The following is a 17048-nucleotide window of genomic DNA, read 5'->3' on the forward strand; positions in this document are numbered from 1 at the left end:
TTCACAAGGAGAAAAGCAATGAGTGAAGCCCACGTTTATCCGGTAAAAGAGAACATTAAAGCCAAAACACATGCGGATAATGACACTTACCTAGCGATGTACCAACAATCAGTGACCGACCCAGAAGGCTTCTGGAGTGAACACGGCAAGATTGTGGATTGGATTAAGCCTTTCACTCAAGTGAAACAAACCTCGTTTGATACTGGCCATGTAGATATTCGCTGGTTTGAAGACGGCACATTAAACGTCTCCGCTAACTGCATTGATCGCCACCTTGCCACACGTGGTGATGAAGTGGCGATTATCTGGGAAGGTGACGATCCGGCTGACGATAAGACCCTCACCTTTAAAGAACTCCATCAACAAGTGTGTCGCTTTTCTAACGTGTTGAAAGAGCAAGGAGTACGCAAGGGAGATGTGGTCTGTCTTTACATGCCAATGGTGCCAGAAGCAGCCGTTGCGATGCTCGCTTGTACTCGAATAGGCGCAGTGCATACTGTGGTGTTTGGTGGCTTTTCACCGGAAGCCCTTTCCGGTCGCATCATTGATTCCGATTCCAAAATAGTCATCACCGCCGACGAAGGTGTACGTGGCGGTCGCGCTGTGCCCTTGAAGAAAAACGTCGATGAAGCCTTGACCCACCCTGAAGTGAAAAACATCAGCAAAGTGATCGTCTTTAAACGCACTGGTGGCCAAATTGACTGGCACGAACATCGTGATGTGTGGTGGCATGAAGCAACCGCAAAAGCTTCCGACCACTGCCCAGCCGAAGCCATGAAAGCGGAAGATCCCCTCTTCATTCTCTATACCTCTGGTTCAACGGGTAAACCCAAAGGTGTGCTGCACACAACCGGTGGCTACCTTGTTTACGCGGCGATGACCTTCAAATATGTGTTTGACTATCAGCCGGGCGAAGTGTTTTGGTGTACCGCCGATGTGGGCTGGATCACTGGCCACACCTACTTGGTTTACGGTCCTTTGGCCAATGGTGCAAAAACCGTTCTGTTTGAAGGGGTTCCCAACTACCCAGACACCAACCGCATGAGTCAAGTGGTGGATAAACACCAAGTCAACATTCTTTACACTGCGCCGACCGCTATTCGCGCCTTGATGGCGAAAGGCAATGAAGCCGTCAAAGAGACGTCACGCACCAGTTTGCGCATTATGGGTTCGGTGGGAGAACCAATTAACCCAGAAGCGTGGGAGTGGTACTACAAAACCATCGGTAACGAAAAATCACCGATTGTCGATACATGGTGGCAAACCGAAACGGGTGGCATTTTAATTACGCCACTGCCAGGTGCGACGGCACTTAAACCGGGTTCGGCCACACGGCCATTTTTTGGCGTGCAACCAGCCTTGGTCGATAACATGGGCAACATCATTGAAGGGGCTGCCGAAGGTAACTTGGTTATTTTAGATTCATGGCCGGGCCAAATGCGCACCGTTTATGGCGATCATGACCGTTTTGAACAAACCTATTTTTCAACCTTCAAAGGTATGTATTTCACCAGTGATGGCGCACGCCGTGATGAGGATGGCTACTACTGGATAACGGGCCGCGTGGATGACGTGTTAAACGTTTCTGGCCACCGCATGGGCACCGCGGAAATTGAATCAGCTTTGGTTGCTTTTGATAAAATTGCAGAAGCGGCGATTGTCGGCGTGCCACACGATATTAAAGGCCAAGCCATTTATGCTTACATCACCTTAAATGATGGCGTCTACCCCAGTGCCGAGTTGCACAAAGAGGTCAAAGATTGGGTACGAAAAGAGATTGGCCCAATTGCAACGCCCGATGTACTGCACTGGACCGATTCACTGCCCAAAACCCGTTCTGGCAAAATCATGCGTCGTATTTTGCGTAAAATCGCCACCGGCGACACCAGCAATTTGGGCGATACCTCAACACTGGCCGATCCTAGCGTAGTGGATAAATTGATCGCCGAAAAAGCAGAATTGTCTTAACGCTAACGATTCTACCTGCCGCGAGGCATTGAGATGATTAAGCCGTCACACTTGTGGCGGCTTTTTCTTTCCCTCTCAGTTCTTCTCATTCTGTTAACTCGGTTGCAGAATTAAATGAGTAAACTATCTGATAAGACCAGTAAATTGCTGCCATTTGCGCTGAATTAGCTATAATCTTGGGCAATTTCTTAAATTCAGGGAATTTTTGACGAAAAATTCACTCTGACCTAAGAATAATATGGGAATATTAATATTCGTTTCACGATATAGGGAGATGTCGACACAATGACTGCTAAATCTCGCATTCTGGTCTTAAATGGGCCAAATCTTAACCTGTTAGGGCTACGTGAACCTGCACATTATGGTTCTGACACCTTAGCGCACATTGTCGAGACATTACGCGAACAAGCGCAAAAAGCAGATATTGAGTTAGAACATCTTCAATCGAACCGCGAATATGAGCTGATCGAAGCCATCCATGCCGCTTACGGCAAGGTCGACTTCATCATCATTAATCCCGCCGCATTGACGCACACCAGTGTGGCACTGCGCGATGCGTTATTGGGTGTCGCCATCCCATTTATTGAAGTGCATCTATCCAACGTTCACGCACGTGAACCTTTTCGCCACCACTCCTATCTGTCGGATAAGGCGCAAGGGGTGATTTGCGGGTTAGGTGCACAAGGTTATGAATTTGCTCTTGCAGCTGCCATAAAAGCGCTACAGGCAAAATAACCCACATACGATCAACGATAAACAAACACTCTACGGCCCAACCTTAAGGGCTGACGTATTCACAAGATAAAGAGAAAGAAAAGATGGATATTCGTAAAATCAAGAAGCTTATCGAACTGGTAGAAGAATCTGGCATTTCTGAACTAGAAATCTCTGAAGGTGAAGAATCGGTACGCATCAGTCGTAACACTGCGCCAGTACAGATGGCTCAGATGCATTACGCTGCACCAGCGCCAGCACAACAAGCCGCGCCAGTCGCTGCCCCTGCGCCAACGGCTGAAGCCGCCGCGCCTTTAGCGCCAAAAGGTCACCAAGTGCTTTCGCCAATGGTCGGTACTTTCTACCGCTCACCAAGTCCAGATTCAAAAGCGTTCATCGAAGTCGGTCAAAGTGTTTCAGTCGGTGACACACTATGCATCGTTGAAGCGATGAAAATGATGAACCAAATCGAAGCCGATAAAGCAGGTATCGTTACGGCAATCCTACTTGAAGACGGCCAGACCGTTGAATTCGACCAACCGCTTGTTGTTATCGAATAATCGAGGTTTGCTTTATGTTAGATAAATTAGTCATCGCGAATCGAGGTGAAATTGCACTTCGTATTCTGCGCGCATGTAAAGAGCTTGGCATCAAAACTGTTGCCGTGCACTCCACTGCCGATCGTGATTTAAAACACGTACTGCTGGCCGACGAAACCATCTGTATTGGCCCAGCACGTGGTATTGACAGCTACTTAAACATTCCACGCATTATTTCTGCAGCAGAAGTAACTGGCGCAGTAGCAATTCACCCCGGTTACGGTTTTCTTTCTGAAAACGCCGACTTTGCTGAACAAGTCGAGCGTTCAGGCTTCATTTTTGTTGGCCCGAAAGCCGATACCATTCGCATGATGGGTGACAAAGTGTCAGCCATCAGCGCAATGAAAAAAGCGGGCGTTCCTTGTGTGCCGGGTTCTGACGGCCCACTTGATGGCGATGAAGTCAAAAACAAAGCTCATGCGAAACGCATTGGCTACCCTGTGATCATCAAAGCTTCTGGCGGCGGCGGCGGTCGTGGTATGCGCGTGGTTCGTAGCGAAAATGAACTAACCCAAGCGATCGCAATGACACGTGCCGAAGCCAAAGCGGCGTTCAACAATGACATGGTTTACATGGAAAAATTCCTAGAAAACCCACGTCACGTTGAAGTACAAATTATTGCGGATGGCCAAGGTGGCGCGATTCACCTTGGTGAACGTGACTGCTCAATGCAGCGTCGTCACCAAAAAGTAGTTGAAGAAGCTCCTGCACCAGGCATTACCGAAGAGATGCGTAAATACATCGGTGAACGTTGTACACGCGCTTGTCTCGAAATTGGCTATCGTGGTGCCGGTACGTTTGAGTTCCTATACGAAAACGGCGAGTTCTACTTCATTGAGATGAACACGCGTATTCAAGTTGAGCACCCAGTCACTGAAATGGTCACTGGCGTTGATCTCATCAAAGAACAGCTTCGCGTCGCCGCAGGTCAACCACTGTCGTTTACCCAAGATGACATCAAGATCCGTGGCCATGCAATTGAATGCCGTATCAACGCGGAAGATCCGGTTCGTTTCCTCCCTTCACCGGGCAAAATTGAACGTTTTCACGCGCCGGGCGGTATGGGCGTTCGTTGGGAATCGCACATTTATGCTGGCTACACAGTGCCGCCACATTACGATTCAATGATCGGCAAGCTCATCACTTACGGTGAAAACCGTGACGTGGCGATTGCGCGCATGAAAAATGCGTTAAACGAAATGATCGTCGATGGCATTAAAACCAATATCACCTTGCAGCAATCGATCATGCAAGATGAGAACTTCCAACACGGTGGAGCGAACATCCACTACCTTGAGAAGAAATTGGGTTTACAGCACTAATTTTCGCGTCGCGAGAGACCAAATGCTCACTTCGGTGAGCATTTTTGTTTTCGGCAGCCGAGTCAGTTTCTGCTAAACTCTGCGCCAACTGACGATATAACAGAGCAACTGACATGCCTTGGATTCAAATTAAACTGAACGCAACTAACGCCAATGCCGAGCCAATTGGCGACATGCTGATGGAAGAGACGGGCGCAGTATCCGTCACTTTTCTTGATGCTCACGACACCCCTGTTTTTGAACCGCTTCCGGGCGAAACTCGCCTTTGGGGCGATACCGACGTGCTGGCGCTATATGATGCCGAAGCCGATAGCGCATGGATCATTGACCAAATTCGCTCAAGCAAACTGCTGAGTGATGACTTTGCCTACAAAGTTGAACAGCTCGAAGATAAAGACTGGGAACGTGAATGGATGGACAACTTCCACCCGATGAAATTTGGTCAACGTTTGTGGATTTGCCCAAGCTGGCGTGAAATCCCAGAACCTGACGCTGTCAACGTAATGCTCGACCCGGGCCTTGCATTCGGCACAGGTACTCACCCGACGACCGCATTATGTTTAGAGTGGCTCGAAGGGCTCGATCTGACAGGTAAAACCGTCATCGATTTTGGTTGTGGTTCAGGCATCCTAGCCATTGCAGCGATCAAATTGGGCGCAGCCAAAGTCGTCGGTATTGATATCGACCCACAAGCACTGCTTGCTTCTAACGACAACGCAGGACGCAATGGCGTAGCTGACCAACTTGAAGTGTATTTGCCACAAGATCAACCTGAAGGCTTAATCGCTGACGTGGTTGTGGCCAACATTTTGGCCGGCCCACTGCGTGACCTGAATGGTGTGATCAAAGGGTTACTTAAGCCCAATGGCCAACTTGCGATGTCCGGTGTTTTGGACACTCAAGCCGAAGAAGTTGCCAACCATTATCGTGACGAGCTTCACATTGACCCGATAATTGAGCTCAATGAGTGGTGCCGCATCTCGGGTCGCAAGCAAGGCTAGATAAGACTTTGCGTGCTAATAGACTGTATTTTATACGATTTACTAAAACAAATTGTAAATGCTCAAATATTAGTCTTTTCACGCAGTAAAAAAATGCGTAAAATGCGCGCCCTTGCTGGTACAGAACTGTGATGACGTTTTGAAAATCGGAAACTATCAACTTAAGAACAATCTTATCGTTGCCCCTATGGCAGGAGTGACTGACAGACCATTTCGAGAGTTGTGTCTTCGCTATGGAGCAGGCATGGCCGTCAGTGAAATGATGTCCTCTAATCCTGCTCTATGGAATACGTCAAAGTCGATGCAACGTATGGTACATGAGGGCGAATCGGGCATTCGCTCGGTACAAATTGCGGGAGCCGACCCACAGCTTATGGCCGATGCAGCCCAATTTAGTGTTGAGAACGGTGCTCAGATCATCGACATCAACATGGGTTGCCCAGCAAAAAAAGTGAATAAAAAGCTGGCGGGTTCAGCCTTACTCCAATTTCCGGAGACGATTGAACAGATCTTGAAAGCGGTGGTGAACGCCGTTGATGTCCCAGTGACATTAAAGACCCGTACTGGCTGGGATACAGACAACAAAAACTGTGTCTACATCGCTAAATTAGCCGAAGACTGCGGCATACAAGCTTTAGCCCTGCATGGCAGAACCAAAGCGTGTATGTACAAAGGCGAGGCCGAATACGACAGCATTAAAGCGGTGAAAAACGCCATCTCTATTCCGGTTATTGCTAACGGTGATATCGATAGCCCAGAGAAGGCGAAATACGTGCTGGATTACACCGGCGCTGACGCTTTAATGATTGGACGCCCTGCCCAAGGTCGCCCGTGGATTTTCCAAGAAATCCAACACTATTTGGAAAACGGCACCACGATGTCTGAACTTCCGGCTGCGGAAGTGAAAGATATTATGCTTGGCCATGTACAGGCTCTCCACAGTTTCTATGGTGAGTATTTAGGCCCTCGCATCGCTCGTAAGCATGTGGGTTGGTATCTGAAAGAACATGAACAAGCGAGTGAGTTTCGCCGTACCTTCAACGCTATTGACGCAGCACCGCTGCAAATTGACGCGCTCGAAGGTTATTTTGATAACGTTGCATCATAATTAAGAGAAGAGCTAGACCGCATATGTTCGAACAAAACCTGACTTCAGAAGCTTTCACAGTAACAACCGTAACTTCACAAGATCAAATCACGCAAAAGCCACTACGTGATTCAGTTAAAGCATCTCTTAAAAACTACCTTGCGCAGTTAAACGGCCAAGAAGTGACAGAACTATACGAGTTAGTTCTTGCTGAAGTTGAACAGCCACTACTCGACACCATCATGCAGTACACTCGCGGTAACCAAACTCGCGCAGCAACCATGATGGGCATCAACCGCGGCACTCTTCGTAAGAAGCTAAAAAAATACGGCATGAACTAATCTAGCTACTGCACAAATCTAGCAACTAGATACCATCGCTTTTAAAACCGAGCCTCTGCGCTCGGTTTTTTCATTTTCACCCAACGGATAACTAAAATATCAACGGGCTGCTTTACTTTGCATTAATGCAATAAAGAGATCTGATTGTTTGAGCGGGCTCTCTCTTCTTCTGTTGTCGCATTTACGCGACCGCAACAAACTGGTTACATTGTGCATGTGATGGAAATTTACCGACCAATCCCCAAATCACTTGTCGTGAACAGTGCATACAATGAGTAAGGCTTTATCCCCCCAAAAATGGAGTGACTAAGATGAGCTCGGCGACGCAACAATCTAAACACCAAGTCAAATGGGCCTATAATGATAAAACCACTCGGAAGATTGACAAGGAGTGACGTCAATGAGCTTACTGAACTTGCGCCAGACCAAAATTAGAACGCGTTTATACCTGCTGACCACGGTCACCACACTGCTACTGTTGATCCCATTTGTCTCCATGCTCAATAGTTATCAACACGATTTAATGCAATCAAAACAGACGAAAACTCGCCACATCGTCGAAACAGGATACGGCGTATTAAGCTACTTCCACCAATTACAAATCGATGGCACCTTGTCCGAGCAGCAAGCACAGACTCAAGCCAAACAAGCCATCGCGAAACTGCGCTACGAGGCTGATGATTATTTTTGGATCAACGACCTTCAGCCAAGTATGATCATGCACCCAATGAAGCCCCAATTGGACGGCAAAGATCTCTCCAATGCCGCAGACCCGACCGGAAAAAAACTGTTTGTAGAATTTACTAAAGTCGCTAAACAGCAGGGTGAAGGCTTTGTCGACTATATGTGGCCCAAACCGGGTTCTAGCGTCGATGTGGGTAAAATCTCTTATGTAAAATTATTTAAACCTTGGGGTTGGATCCTCGGTTCTGGAGTCTACATCGACGATGTCAATGCGTTGATTTGGCAACGCCTACAATCGATATTGCTCATTCTTAGCCTCGTCATTATTGTGATGCTGATTCTTTCAGTAGTGATAGGAAATAGCATCACTAAACCGTGTGAAGAAACCAAACAGGCACTCGAAGAAATCGCCAAAGGCGACGGTGATTTAACCAAACAGCTCTCGGTGCAAGGTAGTGATGAGCTGTCACACATAGCGCAAGCCTTCAATGAGTTCACAGAGAAGATTCGTCATACCATTACCAATATCACACCGATTACCGACAATGTTAACCACTCGGCAAATGAGCTTACTCAACTCTCACAACATGCCTCAATCAAAGCCTTAGAGCAGCAGCAATCTGTCGATACGGTCGCATCAGCGATGAACGAACTGCATGCGAGCAATCAAGAAGTGGCTAATGCAGCGAGTAGTGCCGCGAAAGCCGCGCATACGGCCAGCAGCAAAGGCAAAGAAGGCAGCTCGGTGATTGGCAAAGCTTCTGATTTTATGGACTCCTTGTCTGCACTACTGACCACCACTGACACTACCACTAAAAACCTCGCGAAAGAGACGCAAGATGTCGGAGCGATACTGGCGGTCATCCAAGGGATAGCTGAACAAACCAACTTATTGGCCCTGAATGCGGCGATTGAAGCAGCACGTGCTGGTGAACAAGGGCGAGGCTTTGCGGTCGTCGCGGATGAAGTACGGGCGCTGGCAACGCGTACTCAAACCAGCACCAACGAGATAGAGCAGATAATCAATAGATTACAGGCTCGCGCAAAAGAGCTGGGAGAATTTATGGCTCAAACGCAGCAACAATCAACCGCCACACAGCAACAAGCCGTTTTAGCGCAGCAAGTGCTCAATGAGATCGACGAGCAAATAAAACAGATTCTCTCACTCAATGAACATATTGCTGAGGCAAGTGCCCAGCAAACCACCGCTACAGAAGAGATTAATCGCAATCTGACTCATATTGCCGAGCACAGCTCTCAAGCTGCAGCTCAAGCCGACCAAGTGTCGACAGCCAGTCAATATCTCTCAGACAGTGGCCAACAACTGAAACAGAGCATTAGCCATTTTAAAGTGTGAGCAACTCACGCCTTATCGGCTGATGAGATCACTCCAATGCTGCTAAAATTGAGCAGTGGCTGGCGTTGTCGTCTATATGACCGCAGCACGCATCGTTGATTTTTTTTAGCGCTTGACGAATCGCCGTTAACTCGGCGATTTTTTGATCAATCACCACCAGCTTAGCGCTGGTGATCGATTTCACTTCTGCACAGCTGTGTTCGGTCGCTTCCAGCTTTATTTCCAGTAACTCTTTGATCTCATCCAAACTGAGCCCTAGCTCTTTGGCTTTGAGAATAAAACTCACCTGCTGCTGATTTTTTTGATTATATAAACGATAACCCGACTCACTGCGTCCCGCCGGTTTTATTAGCGCATTTTTTTCATAAAAACGCAGCGTATCGGTTGAAACTTTACAGCGTTTGGCGAGCTCTCCAATTTGAAACATCTCATTCTCCTTTAACGTTTTTATTACGTTTGATACCCAATATCACCGTTTTTATAAAAAATTTTGCGATGCCAAACGATTGCGCGAGCTTTTTGATGATTGTTTGGTTAGAATGTGCGCCATCAAATTTCCCATTAACTCCATGATTTGAGGAAGACCGAAGCATGAATAACGCTCGTCCTATTCACCGCGCATTGATCAGCGTATCAGACAAAACCGGCATTGTTGAGTTCGCTCAAGCTCTCGCGAAGCGCGGTGTCGATATTCTTTCTACTGGTGGCACCGCTCGCTTATTAGCAGACCAAGGTATTGCTGTTACAGAAGTTTCTGACTACACCGGTTTTCCTGAGATGATGGACGGTCGCGTAAAAACATTGCACCCGAAAGTACACGGTGGCGTGCTGGGCCGTCGCGGTCAAGATGACGACATCATGCAACAACACGGTATTAAGCCGATTGATATGGTGGTCGTCAACCTTTACCCGTTTGCCGAAACCGTTGCTAAAGCAGGTTGTACCCTAGCTGATGCGGTAGAAAATATCGACATTGGTGGACCAACTATGGTGCGTTCTGCGGCGAAAAACCACAAAGATGTGACCATAGTGGTGAATGCACATGACTACGACCGTGTCATTGCCGAGATGGATGCGAACGACAATTCGCTAACACTCGAAACACGTTTTGACCTTGCGATTGCTGCTTTTGAACACACCGCTGCTTACGATGGCATGATCGCCAACTACTTCGGCACTATGGTTCCATCCTATGGAGCCTCTTTACTTGATGAAGAAGGAAAGAAGGGTGATGAAGAGAGCAAATTCCCGCGCACCTTCAACCAACAATTCCTGAAAAAACAAGACATGCGTTACGGTGAGAACAGTCACCAAGCGGCCGCTTTCTATGTTGAAGCCAACCCAGAGGAAGCGTCAGTCTCTACGGCACGCCAACTCCAAGGTAAAGCGCTCTCTTACAACAACATCGCCGATACCGACGCCGCTCTTGAGTGTGTGAAAGAGTTCTCTGAGCCAGCGTGTGTGATTGTCAAACACGCCAACCCATGCGGCGTTGCCTTGGGCAGCGATATTCTTCAAGCCTACAACCGCGCTTACCAAACCGACCCAACGTCTGCCTTTGGTGGCATCATCGCTTTTAACCGCGAGCTAGACGCACAAACCGCAGCGGCGATTGTTGAGCGCCAGTTTGTTGAAGTGATCATCGCACCAACTGTTTCAGCGGAAGCGATTGAAGTGGTTGCGGCGAAGAAAAACGTGCGCCTGCTTGAGTGCGGTGAGTGGTCAGCGAAAACCACCAGTTTTGACGTGAAACGCGTCAATGGTGGCTTGCTAGTGCAAGATCGCGATCAAGGCATGGTTAGCCTTGATGATCTCAAAATCGTAACCAAGCGCCAGCCGAGTGAAGAAGAGATCAAAGATGCTCTTTTCTGCTGGAAAGTGGCTAAGTACGTCAAATCAAACGCGATTGTTTACTCAAAAGGTGACATGACTGTTGGCGTGGGCGCAGGCCAAATGAGCCGCGTTTATTCAGCCAAAATTGCGGGCATTAAAGCGGCCGATGAAGGCTTGCAAGTCGAAGGATGTGTGATGGCTTCTGATGCCTTCTTCCCGTTCCGTGACGGCATTGATGCCGCAGCGCAAGCGGGCATCAAGTGTGTGATTCAACCAGGCGGTTCGATGCGCGATGACGAAGTGATTGCCGCCGCCGATGAACACGGCATGGCGATGATCTTTACTGGTATGCGTCACTTCCGTCACTAAAAACCTTACCCCACCCTAGCCCTCCCCTAGAAGGGGAGGGAATAGAAACCAAGTGACCTTACTTCCCTTTTAGGGGAGGGAGAATAGAACGAAGTGACCTCACCTAACTTTCAGAAAGAGGTATTGTTCTCTAACTTCCTTCCTCTTCAGGAGGAGGGAATAGAACGAGGTGACCTTACCTAACTTTTAGGAAAAGGTATTGTTCTCCAAGTTCCTTCCCTTTAAGGGGAGATATTGTCATCCAAGTTCCTCCCCCTTTAAGGGGGAGGTTAGGAGGGGGTAAATGGCAACAAACAAACTCTATACGTTAAAGGATACTCATAGATGAACATTCTGATTATAGGTACTGGCGGTCGTGAGCACGCTCTGGGTTGGAAAGTCGCTCAAAACCCAAATGTTAAAACTGTCTTTGTTGCTCCGGGTAATGCGGGCACAGCGCTTGAGCCTAAACTTGAGAACGTCAACATTGCAGTGGAAAACATTGCTGGTTTGGTCGCTTTTGCTCAAGAAAAACGTATTGAACTGACCATTGTTGGCCCAGAAACACCCTTAGTGCTTGGCGTGGTGGATGCTTTCCGTAAGGCGGATTTACCCATCTTTGGCCCGACGCAAGCAGCAGCACAGCTCGAAGGCTCTAAAGCGTTCACCAAAGATTTCTTAGCTCGTCATCATATTCCTACTGGGGCTTACGCTAATTTCACAGAAATTGAACCTGCTTTGGCATACGTCCGCCAGCAAGGCGCGCCGATTGTGGTCAAAGCCGATGGCCTTGCCGCTGGCAAAGGGGTAATTGTGGCGATGACGCTGCAAGAGGCTGAAGACGCGATTCAAGATATGCTCGCAGGCAATGCCTTTGGTCATGCAGGCAGCCGCGTGGTGATTGAAGAGTTCTTAGATGGAGAAGAAGCGAGCTTCATTGTCATGGTCGATGGTGTAAATGTTCTCCCTATGGCCACCAGCCAAGATCATAAACGCGTCGGCGATAAAGACACTGGCCCCAATACTGGCGGCATGGGCGCTTACTCGCCAGCTCCGGTGGTCACGCCCGAGATCCATGAGCGCGTGATGCAAGAGGTGATTTATCCAACGGTGCGCGGTATGGCGGCAGAAGGCAACCCTTACACAGGTTTTCTGTACGCTGGGCTGATGATTGACGCGCAAGGCACACCGAAAGTGATTGAGTACAACTGCCGCTTTGGTGACCCTGAAACTCAACCGATCATGATGCGGATGCAATCAGATTTGGTCGAACTCTGCTTTGCCGCTCTAGAAGGCAAACTTGATCAAGTGGAATCAAAATGGGACCCACGCGCTTCTATCGGTATTGTTTTGGCCGCTGGCGGTTACCCTGCCGACTACGCGAAAGGGGACGTCATTTCTGGCTTACCAACGCAAGAAGTCGCGGGTGAGAAAATCTTCCACGCAGGCACAAGCGACCAAGCTGGAGAAGTCGTCACCAACGGTGGTCGCGTGTTATGCGCAACCGCACTTGGTAACACGGTTTCACAAGCGCAGCAGCGCGCTTACCAATTAGCCAAACAGGTCAACTGGGATGGCATGTTCTATCGCAGCGATATTGGCTACCGCGCGATAGCTCGTGAACAACAGACAACAAAATAACAACGACAAAGCTAGGTTATGATCCAATAAGGCGCTCATTGAGCGCCTTATTTTTATACTTCATATTCATACTTCTGTATTGGCTTGATGTTAAACTCACTTCGAGATGAACTTAATCATCACTTCAACAATTGCGGTTTGTCGACACAGCCATGATTCTCATCAGCAAGCATTAATAGCTCTTCGATATAGACACGGTTATTGCGGATTTTACCTAAAAATGCGATGTAGTTATCCAATGATGCTAAACGACTGACCACAAAACTGGGCAGCGTTTGGTTAAATTCCATCTGCGTGTATTCATGACCCGTGCAGGTTTCAAACACTTCGCCATCCCACACTCCTTGAATCAGTTCTAACCCTTGGTTGTCTTTATTTTTGGTTTCTGAGATCAGGTATTGTGCTTGTTGCAGGTAATGGGAAAGCTGTTCTTCATCGAGTGGCAGTATTTTTCCATCGACACGGTATTGTTGATAAATTGCCTCGCCAGCGTCATTAAAACGTAAGTGAACCGAATAAGGTACGAGCGATTTCTTTTGTAGCTGCTCACCTTCGCGCTTGAGCTCTCTTAATGTCCCTTCATCCCAACGATAATTGGTTTTATACCAACCATAATCACCTGATGCAACATAATCGGCGGCGCTGTTTGGGGAGGCTGAACGCTCGATATACCAATAAAAACTGGTGGCATCACCCATGGTTTGCCCACTGGTATAATTGGAATATTGTTCGAGACTAGGCGTATGGCTAGAGGAGGAGCATCCCACTAAGACTAGGGGAAATAGAATGGATAAAAGAATTTTTTTCATGGGAGAAATCTACGCCGAGAGGGTATCTCGGCGTAGTATAAATTATTTCACTGAATCTTTCAGTGCTTTACCGGCTACAAATGCTGGAACGTTAGCTGCTGCGATTTGAATCTCAGCACCTGTTTTAGGGTTACGGCCAGTACGCGCTGCACGGTGGTTTACTTTGAATGTACCAAAACCAATTAGTTGAACTTGGTCACCCTCTTTGAGAGCGCCTTCAACTGCGCCTAAAGTCGCTTCAAGAGCAGCTTTTGCTTGTGCTTTAGATAAGTCTGCTTTTTCAGCGATAAAGTCGATTAATTGGGTCTTGTTCATTAGGTTTCCCTTCTCATGTGTTATCGAATTGACCTCACTCTAAAACATAAAGCCCCCGTCTGGCAAAGGTTTGTCGCTGATCTTTTGTCTCTATGCCGCACTTTTAACCACAATATGAGCAATAACTCACAATTTGTTACTGATTGACAAAGAATATCCGCTTGTTTTTAACGCTGTAAGCCCTTATTTATAGCGTACTTATGCTTGGATACCTGATATTTCAGGTCACTTAAGCGACCTAATATATCAGTGCAATCCTACGCAGGTAGAGCCTCCAATGACCGACATTGGCATGGAGCAAGCTCAACGCAGTATTGATTTGGTATAGATTAAAACTAAGGAACAATCATGTTTTTGCTTACGGTTTATATTGCCGTTGCCATCGGTGTCTCTTTTATCTGTTCGGTTCTTGAAGCTGTGCTACTGAGCATCACACCAAGTTACCTTGCTCAGTTGCGCCAAAATGCTCATCCTTCAGCTGATAAATTAAGCAAGCTCAAAGCGGACATTGACCGTCCCTTGGCATCGATTCTCACGCTCAACACTATTGCTCACACCATCGGTGCCGCCAGCGCAGGCGCACAAGCGGCGGTCGTATTTGGTAGCGAATGGCTCGGCGTATTTTCTGCGGTGCTAACTCTAGGCATTTTGGTGTTGTCGGAAATCGTACCGAAAACTATTGGCGCAACCTATTGGCGTCAACTTGCGCCAGCTTCTGCGGTGGTTTTACGCTGGATGGTGTGGGCGCTGACACCTTTCGTCTGGTTTTCAGAGCAGATCACCAAACGCTTAGCGCGTCACCATGAAGCGCCCAAAATGCGTGATGAACTCTCCGCAATGGCCATGCTGGCCAATGAAAGCGGTGAGTTTGCCGATGGCGAATCAAAAATACTCAATAACTTGTTGGCTATTCAGCACGTCCCTGTGACTCAAGTGATGACACCGCGCCCGGTTTTGTTTCGCGCCAGCGCGCAACTCACTATCGACGAGTTTCTCGTGCAACATAGAGATACGCCCTTCTCGCGTCCGCTTATTTATGGCGAAAGCAAAGAGGACATCATCGGTTTTGTGCATCGCTTAGAGCTATTTAAACTGCAACAAAAGGGCCAAGGCAGTAAACGTTTAGAAGAAGTCATGAGGCCGCTTCATGCGCTGCTCAACAAAATGAGCTTATTAAAGGCCTTTGATCAAATGATGCAAAAACGGCTGCAACTGGCGTTAATCGTTGATGAATACGGCACAGTACAAGGCATTCTGACCTTAGAGGATATTTTTGAATACCTACTGGGTGAAGAGATCATTGATGAAGCAGATAAAACCACCGACATGCAGCAGCTTGCTTACCAGCGCTGGGAACGTTGGAAGAAAACACACGGCGTCATTGAAAACAGGGATGAGGAATAGAAAATAAAGGAAATAGAATGGAGTCTAATCCTAAATCGACAAAAATGCGGCGTAGAACATTGCGTACTAACGCTACAGCATCAGAACAGAAAGTGTGTGGGCAAAGTTACGATGCCAACAACTAGGCACTAAATTTCGCCGTCAGTTTGGTATTGGTCCTTATATCGTGGATTTTTATGCGCCAAGTCATCGGCTGGTGATTGAAATCGATGGTGACTCTCATTTCAGCGAGTCTTCTTATATCTACGACCAAGCAAGAACTGATTATCTAGAGCAATTTGGCATTCGTGTTTTACGGTATACAAACGAGGAAGTACGAATACAACTTGATGATGTTGTTGAGGATATTTGTCGCTACTTAAACACCCCACCCTAACCCTGTCTCTTGATCACAAGTCTGGTGAATCAAGAGACTTAGCCAGTTCATACCCTTCAAGGATGGTTTGTAACCTAAACCATCCTTGCCATAATGTCTTTATAGAAGCACGACCCGTTCGCTTTGTATTCTTCCAACCCCCTAATCGAGCAATACCTCTGTAAGCCCATGATATGTCCGGAGCTTCCTTCGGTAGCCCTTTTCTTTCTAGCTTTAGCCACATTAGCTTCCATGCTTTGCCTTTTAATATCGGCTCACAACTGCTCTTAGATAACTCATCTGATTCATTCATAAATCTCAACTGGAGCAACCGAGTCGCGATAAAAGCCAGAATAACGCTGAGCCTTTCTAAGTTATCTTTGCTTTGCATTCTCAATTGCTCGACTTGAGTGCCTTCACTTTTCCAGACTTTATGAAAATCTTCAATTAGCCAACGCAGCTCATAATAACTGACGATTTTAAGTGCCTCTTCCCTGCTCGTTACTGGCTCTGAGGTCAGTAAGTGCCATGCGAGCTTATCGTTACTCTCTCCTTGCTCTATGCATCCCACGTAGTAAAGCGAAATGTTATTGAACTCTTTTTTCTTCGCGGGAGATTTGAGTGTCACGGGGGCATATTTGATGTCTAGGTGAACCGTGCGAGCTTTACGGCCGCCTTTTTGCGGTATGTCGAGCACTCTTTCTCCTGCTGATTGCAGCTTGGAAGCGTAGTCATAAAGACGATTATCATGCTCTTTTATACAGCGACTTTGCATTGAGCGAACGAGGAATCGCTGTTGTTGCTCTTGCTTGTAAGTGAGGTATTCAAATAGGTCGGCTTCTCTATCGCACACAGAAATAACATCTGAGATTTTCTCGCCAAGTCGCTCTGCGACATGGCGAGAAGCTTGCTCCCATTTATAGCTTTCTTTCTCTTTGTATGGTCGAGTGGCGTACTGGTGTCCTTGTCCACGCTTTTCAATATCTCGAGTCCAGCGTTGTTGTTCAATTAAGCCAACAACCACTTGAGTTTCGGGAGCAAAAAGTAAGGTCGAGTGTATGAACATAGCCCGATTTCGATTGCCTTGATTGGAGTGCCCAAGTTCATCTTGTATGCTGCGATGGGAGTAACTTAGAGAAGTCGTATCTTCTAATGCAAGAAGTGTTTGTTGTTCTAAAGCCTCTTGCGCTGTGACATGAAAGCCCGCTTCAGCGATATCTTCTGCTTTGATTTGCTCATTACGGATAAAGCGATAAGCCCCTTCCATATC

Annotated in this window: 15 protein-coding genes and 1 pseudogene; 12 read left to right on the top strand and 4 right to left on the bottom strand. The window is 47.4% G+C overall.

What is annotated here, in order from left to right; all coding sequences use genetic code 11:
* The first annotated feature begins 18 nt into the window (after window positions 1-18).
* The 8 genes from acs to AACT23_RS14890 all read left to right on the top strand — a co-directional run bounded on the left by acs (window position 19) and on the right by AACT23_RS14890 (window position 9073).
* Window positions 19-1968 carry an acetate--CoA ligase gene (acs, locus tag AACT23_RS14855; RefSeq protein WP_094127527.1) on the top strand — a complete coding sequence of 650 codons (1950 nt, stop codon included), beginning with the start codon at window positions 19-21 and terminating at the stop codon, window positions 1966-1968.
* Between the two features lie 285 nt (window positions 1969-2253).
* The gene (gene aroQ / locus AACT23_RS14860) at window positions 2254-2703 is read left to right on the top strand and encodes a type II 3-dehydroquinate dehydratase (protein WP_013855811.1); all 450 of its coding nucleotides are present in this window, start codon (window positions 2254-2256) and stop codon (window positions 2701-2703) included.
* Between the two features lie 83 nt (window positions 2704-2786).
* Entirely contained in the window at window positions 2787-3242 is a 456-nt protein-coding gene (gene accB, locus AACT23_RS14865; RefSeq protein WP_094127530.1) for an acetyl-CoA carboxylase biotin carboxyl carrier protein, read from the top strand.
* A gap of 14 nt (window positions 3243-3256) precedes the next feature.
* Window positions 3257-4603: an acetyl-CoA carboxylase biotin carboxylase subunit gene (gene accC, locus AACT23_RS14870; RefSeq protein WP_013855809.1), complete on the top strand. Its 1347-nt coding sequence runs from the start codon at window positions 3257-3259 to the stop codon at window positions 4601-4603.
* 113 nt (window positions 4604-4716) lie between these two features.
* Window positions 4717-5604 carry a 50S ribosomal protein L11 methyltransferase gene (gene prmA / locus AACT23_RS14875; protein WP_013855808.1) on the top strand — a complete coding sequence of 296 codons (888 nt, stop codon included), beginning with the start codon at window positions 4717-4719 and terminating at the stop codon, window positions 5602-5604.
* A 139-nt stretch (window positions 5605-5743) separates the two neighbouring features.
* Entirely contained in the window at window positions 5744-6712 is a 969-nt protein-coding gene (dusB, locus tag AACT23_RS14880) for a tRNA dihydrouridine synthase DusB (protein ID WP_010320339.1), read from the top strand.
* Window positions 6713-6735: 23 nt separating this feature from the next.
* Window positions 6736-7032, top strand: a complete 297-nt coding sequence (gene fis, locus AACT23_RS14885) for a DNA-binding transcriptional regulator Fis (protein ID WP_010320338.1) — start codon at window positions 6736-6738, stop codon at window positions 7030-7032.
* A 400-nt stretch (window positions 7033-7432) separates the two neighbouring features.
* Window positions 7433-9073: a methyl-accepting chemotaxis protein gene (locus tag AACT23_RS14890; protein WP_047690627.1), complete on the top strand. Its 1641-nt coding sequence runs from the start codon at window positions 7433-7435 to the stop codon at window positions 9071-9073.
* 28 nt (window positions 9074-9101) lie between these two features.
* On the opposite strand, the gene zntR is transcribed toward AACT23_RS14890, so the two are convergent.
* Window positions 9102-9500: a Zn(2+)-responsive transcriptional regulator gene (gene zntR, locus AACT23_RS14895; protein WP_017046798.1), complete on the bottom strand. Its 399-nt coding sequence runs from the start codon at window positions 9498-9500 to the stop codon at window positions 9102-9104.
* 164 nt (window positions 9501-9664) lie between these two features.
* On the opposite strand from zntR, the gene purH reads away from it, so the two are divergent.
* Window positions 9665-11275: a bifunctional phosphoribosylaminoimidazolecarboxamide formyltransferase/IMP cyclohydrolase gene (gene purH, locus AACT23_RS14900; protein WP_094127533.1), complete on the top strand. Its 1611-nt coding sequence runs from the start codon at window positions 9665-9667 to the stop codon at window positions 11273-11275.
* Window positions 11276-11599: 324 nt separating this feature from the next.
* Entirely contained in the window at window positions 11600-12895 is a 1296-nt protein-coding gene (purD, locus tag AACT23_RS14905) for a phosphoribosylamine--glycine ligase (protein WP_094127536.1), read from the top strand.
* A 119-nt stretch (window positions 12896-13014) separates the two neighbouring features.
* Here the strand turns inward: purD and AACT23_RS14910 are convergent, their stop codons facing one another.
* Together AACT23_RS14910 and hupA are read right to left on the bottom strand one after the other, a co-directional pair.
* Window positions 13015-13704: a DUF1481 domain-containing protein gene (locus AACT23_RS14910; protein WP_017046802.1), complete on the bottom strand. Its 690-nt coding sequence runs from the start codon at window positions 13702-13704 to the stop codon at window positions 13015-13017.
* 42 nt (window positions 13705-13746) lie between these two features.
* Window positions 13747-14019 (bottom strand): nucleoid-associated protein HU-alpha, encoded by a 273-nt coding sequence (gene hupA / locus AACT23_RS14915; RefSeq protein WP_010320328.1) that lies wholly within the window; start codon window positions 14017-14019, stop codon window positions 13747-13749.
* 348 nt (window positions 14020-14367) lie between these two features.
* Between hupA and AACT23_RS14920 the strand changes: the two genes are divergently transcribed.
* Together AACT23_RS14920 and AACT23_RS14925 are read left to right on the top strand one after the other, a co-directional pair.
* Complete coding sequence (locus AACT23_RS14920; protein WP_017048893.1) at window positions 14368-15423, top strand: CNNM domain-containing protein; 1056 nt, start codon at window positions 14368-14370, stop codon at window positions 15421-15423.
* Between the two features lie 17 nt (window positions 15424-15440).
* Window positions 15441-15799: pseudogene (locus tag AACT23_RS14925) on the top strand (endonuclease domain-containing protein).
* A gap of 13 nt (window positions 15800-15812) precedes the next feature.
* Here AACT23_RS14925 and AACT23_RS14930 read toward each other — a convergent pair.
* The coding region (locus tag AACT23_RS14930) for an IS4-like element ISVa18 family transposase (RefSeq protein ID WP_094127548.1) at window positions 15813-17048 on the bottom strand (1236 nt) is incomplete at its 5' end.

The organism is Vibrio sp. V09_P4A23P171, assembly GCF_963875615.1.
Classification (GTDB): Bacteria; Pseudomonadota; Gammaproteobacteria; order Enterobacterales; family Vibrionaceae; genus Vibrio; species Vibrio anguillarum.

Excerpts from the sequence above, each read along its gene's own strand:
- acs (WP_094127527.1), top strand. The coding sequence starts at position 19 with ATGAGTGAAGCCCACGTTTATCCGGTAAAAGAGAACATTAAAGCCAAA.
- aroQ (WP_013855811.1), top strand. The coding sequence starts at position 2,254 with ATGACTGCTAAATCTCGCATTCTGGTCTTAAATGGGCCAAATCTTAAC.
- accB (WP_094127530.1), top strand. The coding sequence starts at position 2,787 with ATGGATATTCGTAAAATCAAGAAGCTTATCGAACTGGTAGAAGAATCT.
- accC (WP_013855809.1), top strand. The coding sequence starts at position 3,257 with ATGTTAGATAAATTAGTCATCGCGAATCGAGGTGAAATTGCACTTCGT.
- prmA (WP_013855808.1), top strand. The coding sequence starts at position 4,717 with ATGCCTTGGATTCAAATTAAACTGAACGCAACTAACGCCAATGCCGAG.
- fis (WP_010320338.1), top strand. The coding sequence starts at position 6,736 with ATGTTCGAACAAAACCTGACTTCAGAAGCTTTCACAGTAACAACCGTA.
- AACT23_RS14890 (WP_047690627.1), top strand. The coding sequence starts at position 7,433 with ATGAGCTTACTGAACTTGCGCCAGACCAAAATTAGAACGCGTTTATAC.
- zntR (WP_017046798.1), bottom strand. The coding sequence starts at position 9,500 with ATGTTTCAAATTGGAGAGCTCGCCAAACGCTGTAAAGTTTCAACCGAT.
- purH (WP_094127533.1), top strand. The coding sequence starts at position 9,665 with ATGAATAACGCTCGTCCTATTCACCGCGCATTGATCAGCGTATCAGAC.
- purD (WP_094127536.1), top strand. The coding sequence starts at position 11,600 with ATGAACATTCTGATTATAGGTACTGGCGGTCGTGAGCACGCTCTGGGT.
- AACT23_RS14910 (WP_017046802.1), bottom strand. The coding sequence starts at position 13,704 with ATGAAAAAAATTCTTTTATCCATTCTATTTCCCCTAGTCTTAGTGGGA.
- hupA (WP_010320328.1), bottom strand. The coding sequence starts at position 14,019 with ATGAACAAGACCCAATTAATCGACTTTATCGCTGAAAAAGCAGACTTA.
- AACT23_RS14920 (WP_017048893.1), top strand. The coding sequence starts at position 14,368 with ATGTTTTTGCTTACGGTTTATATTGCCGTTGCCATCGGTGTCTCTTTT.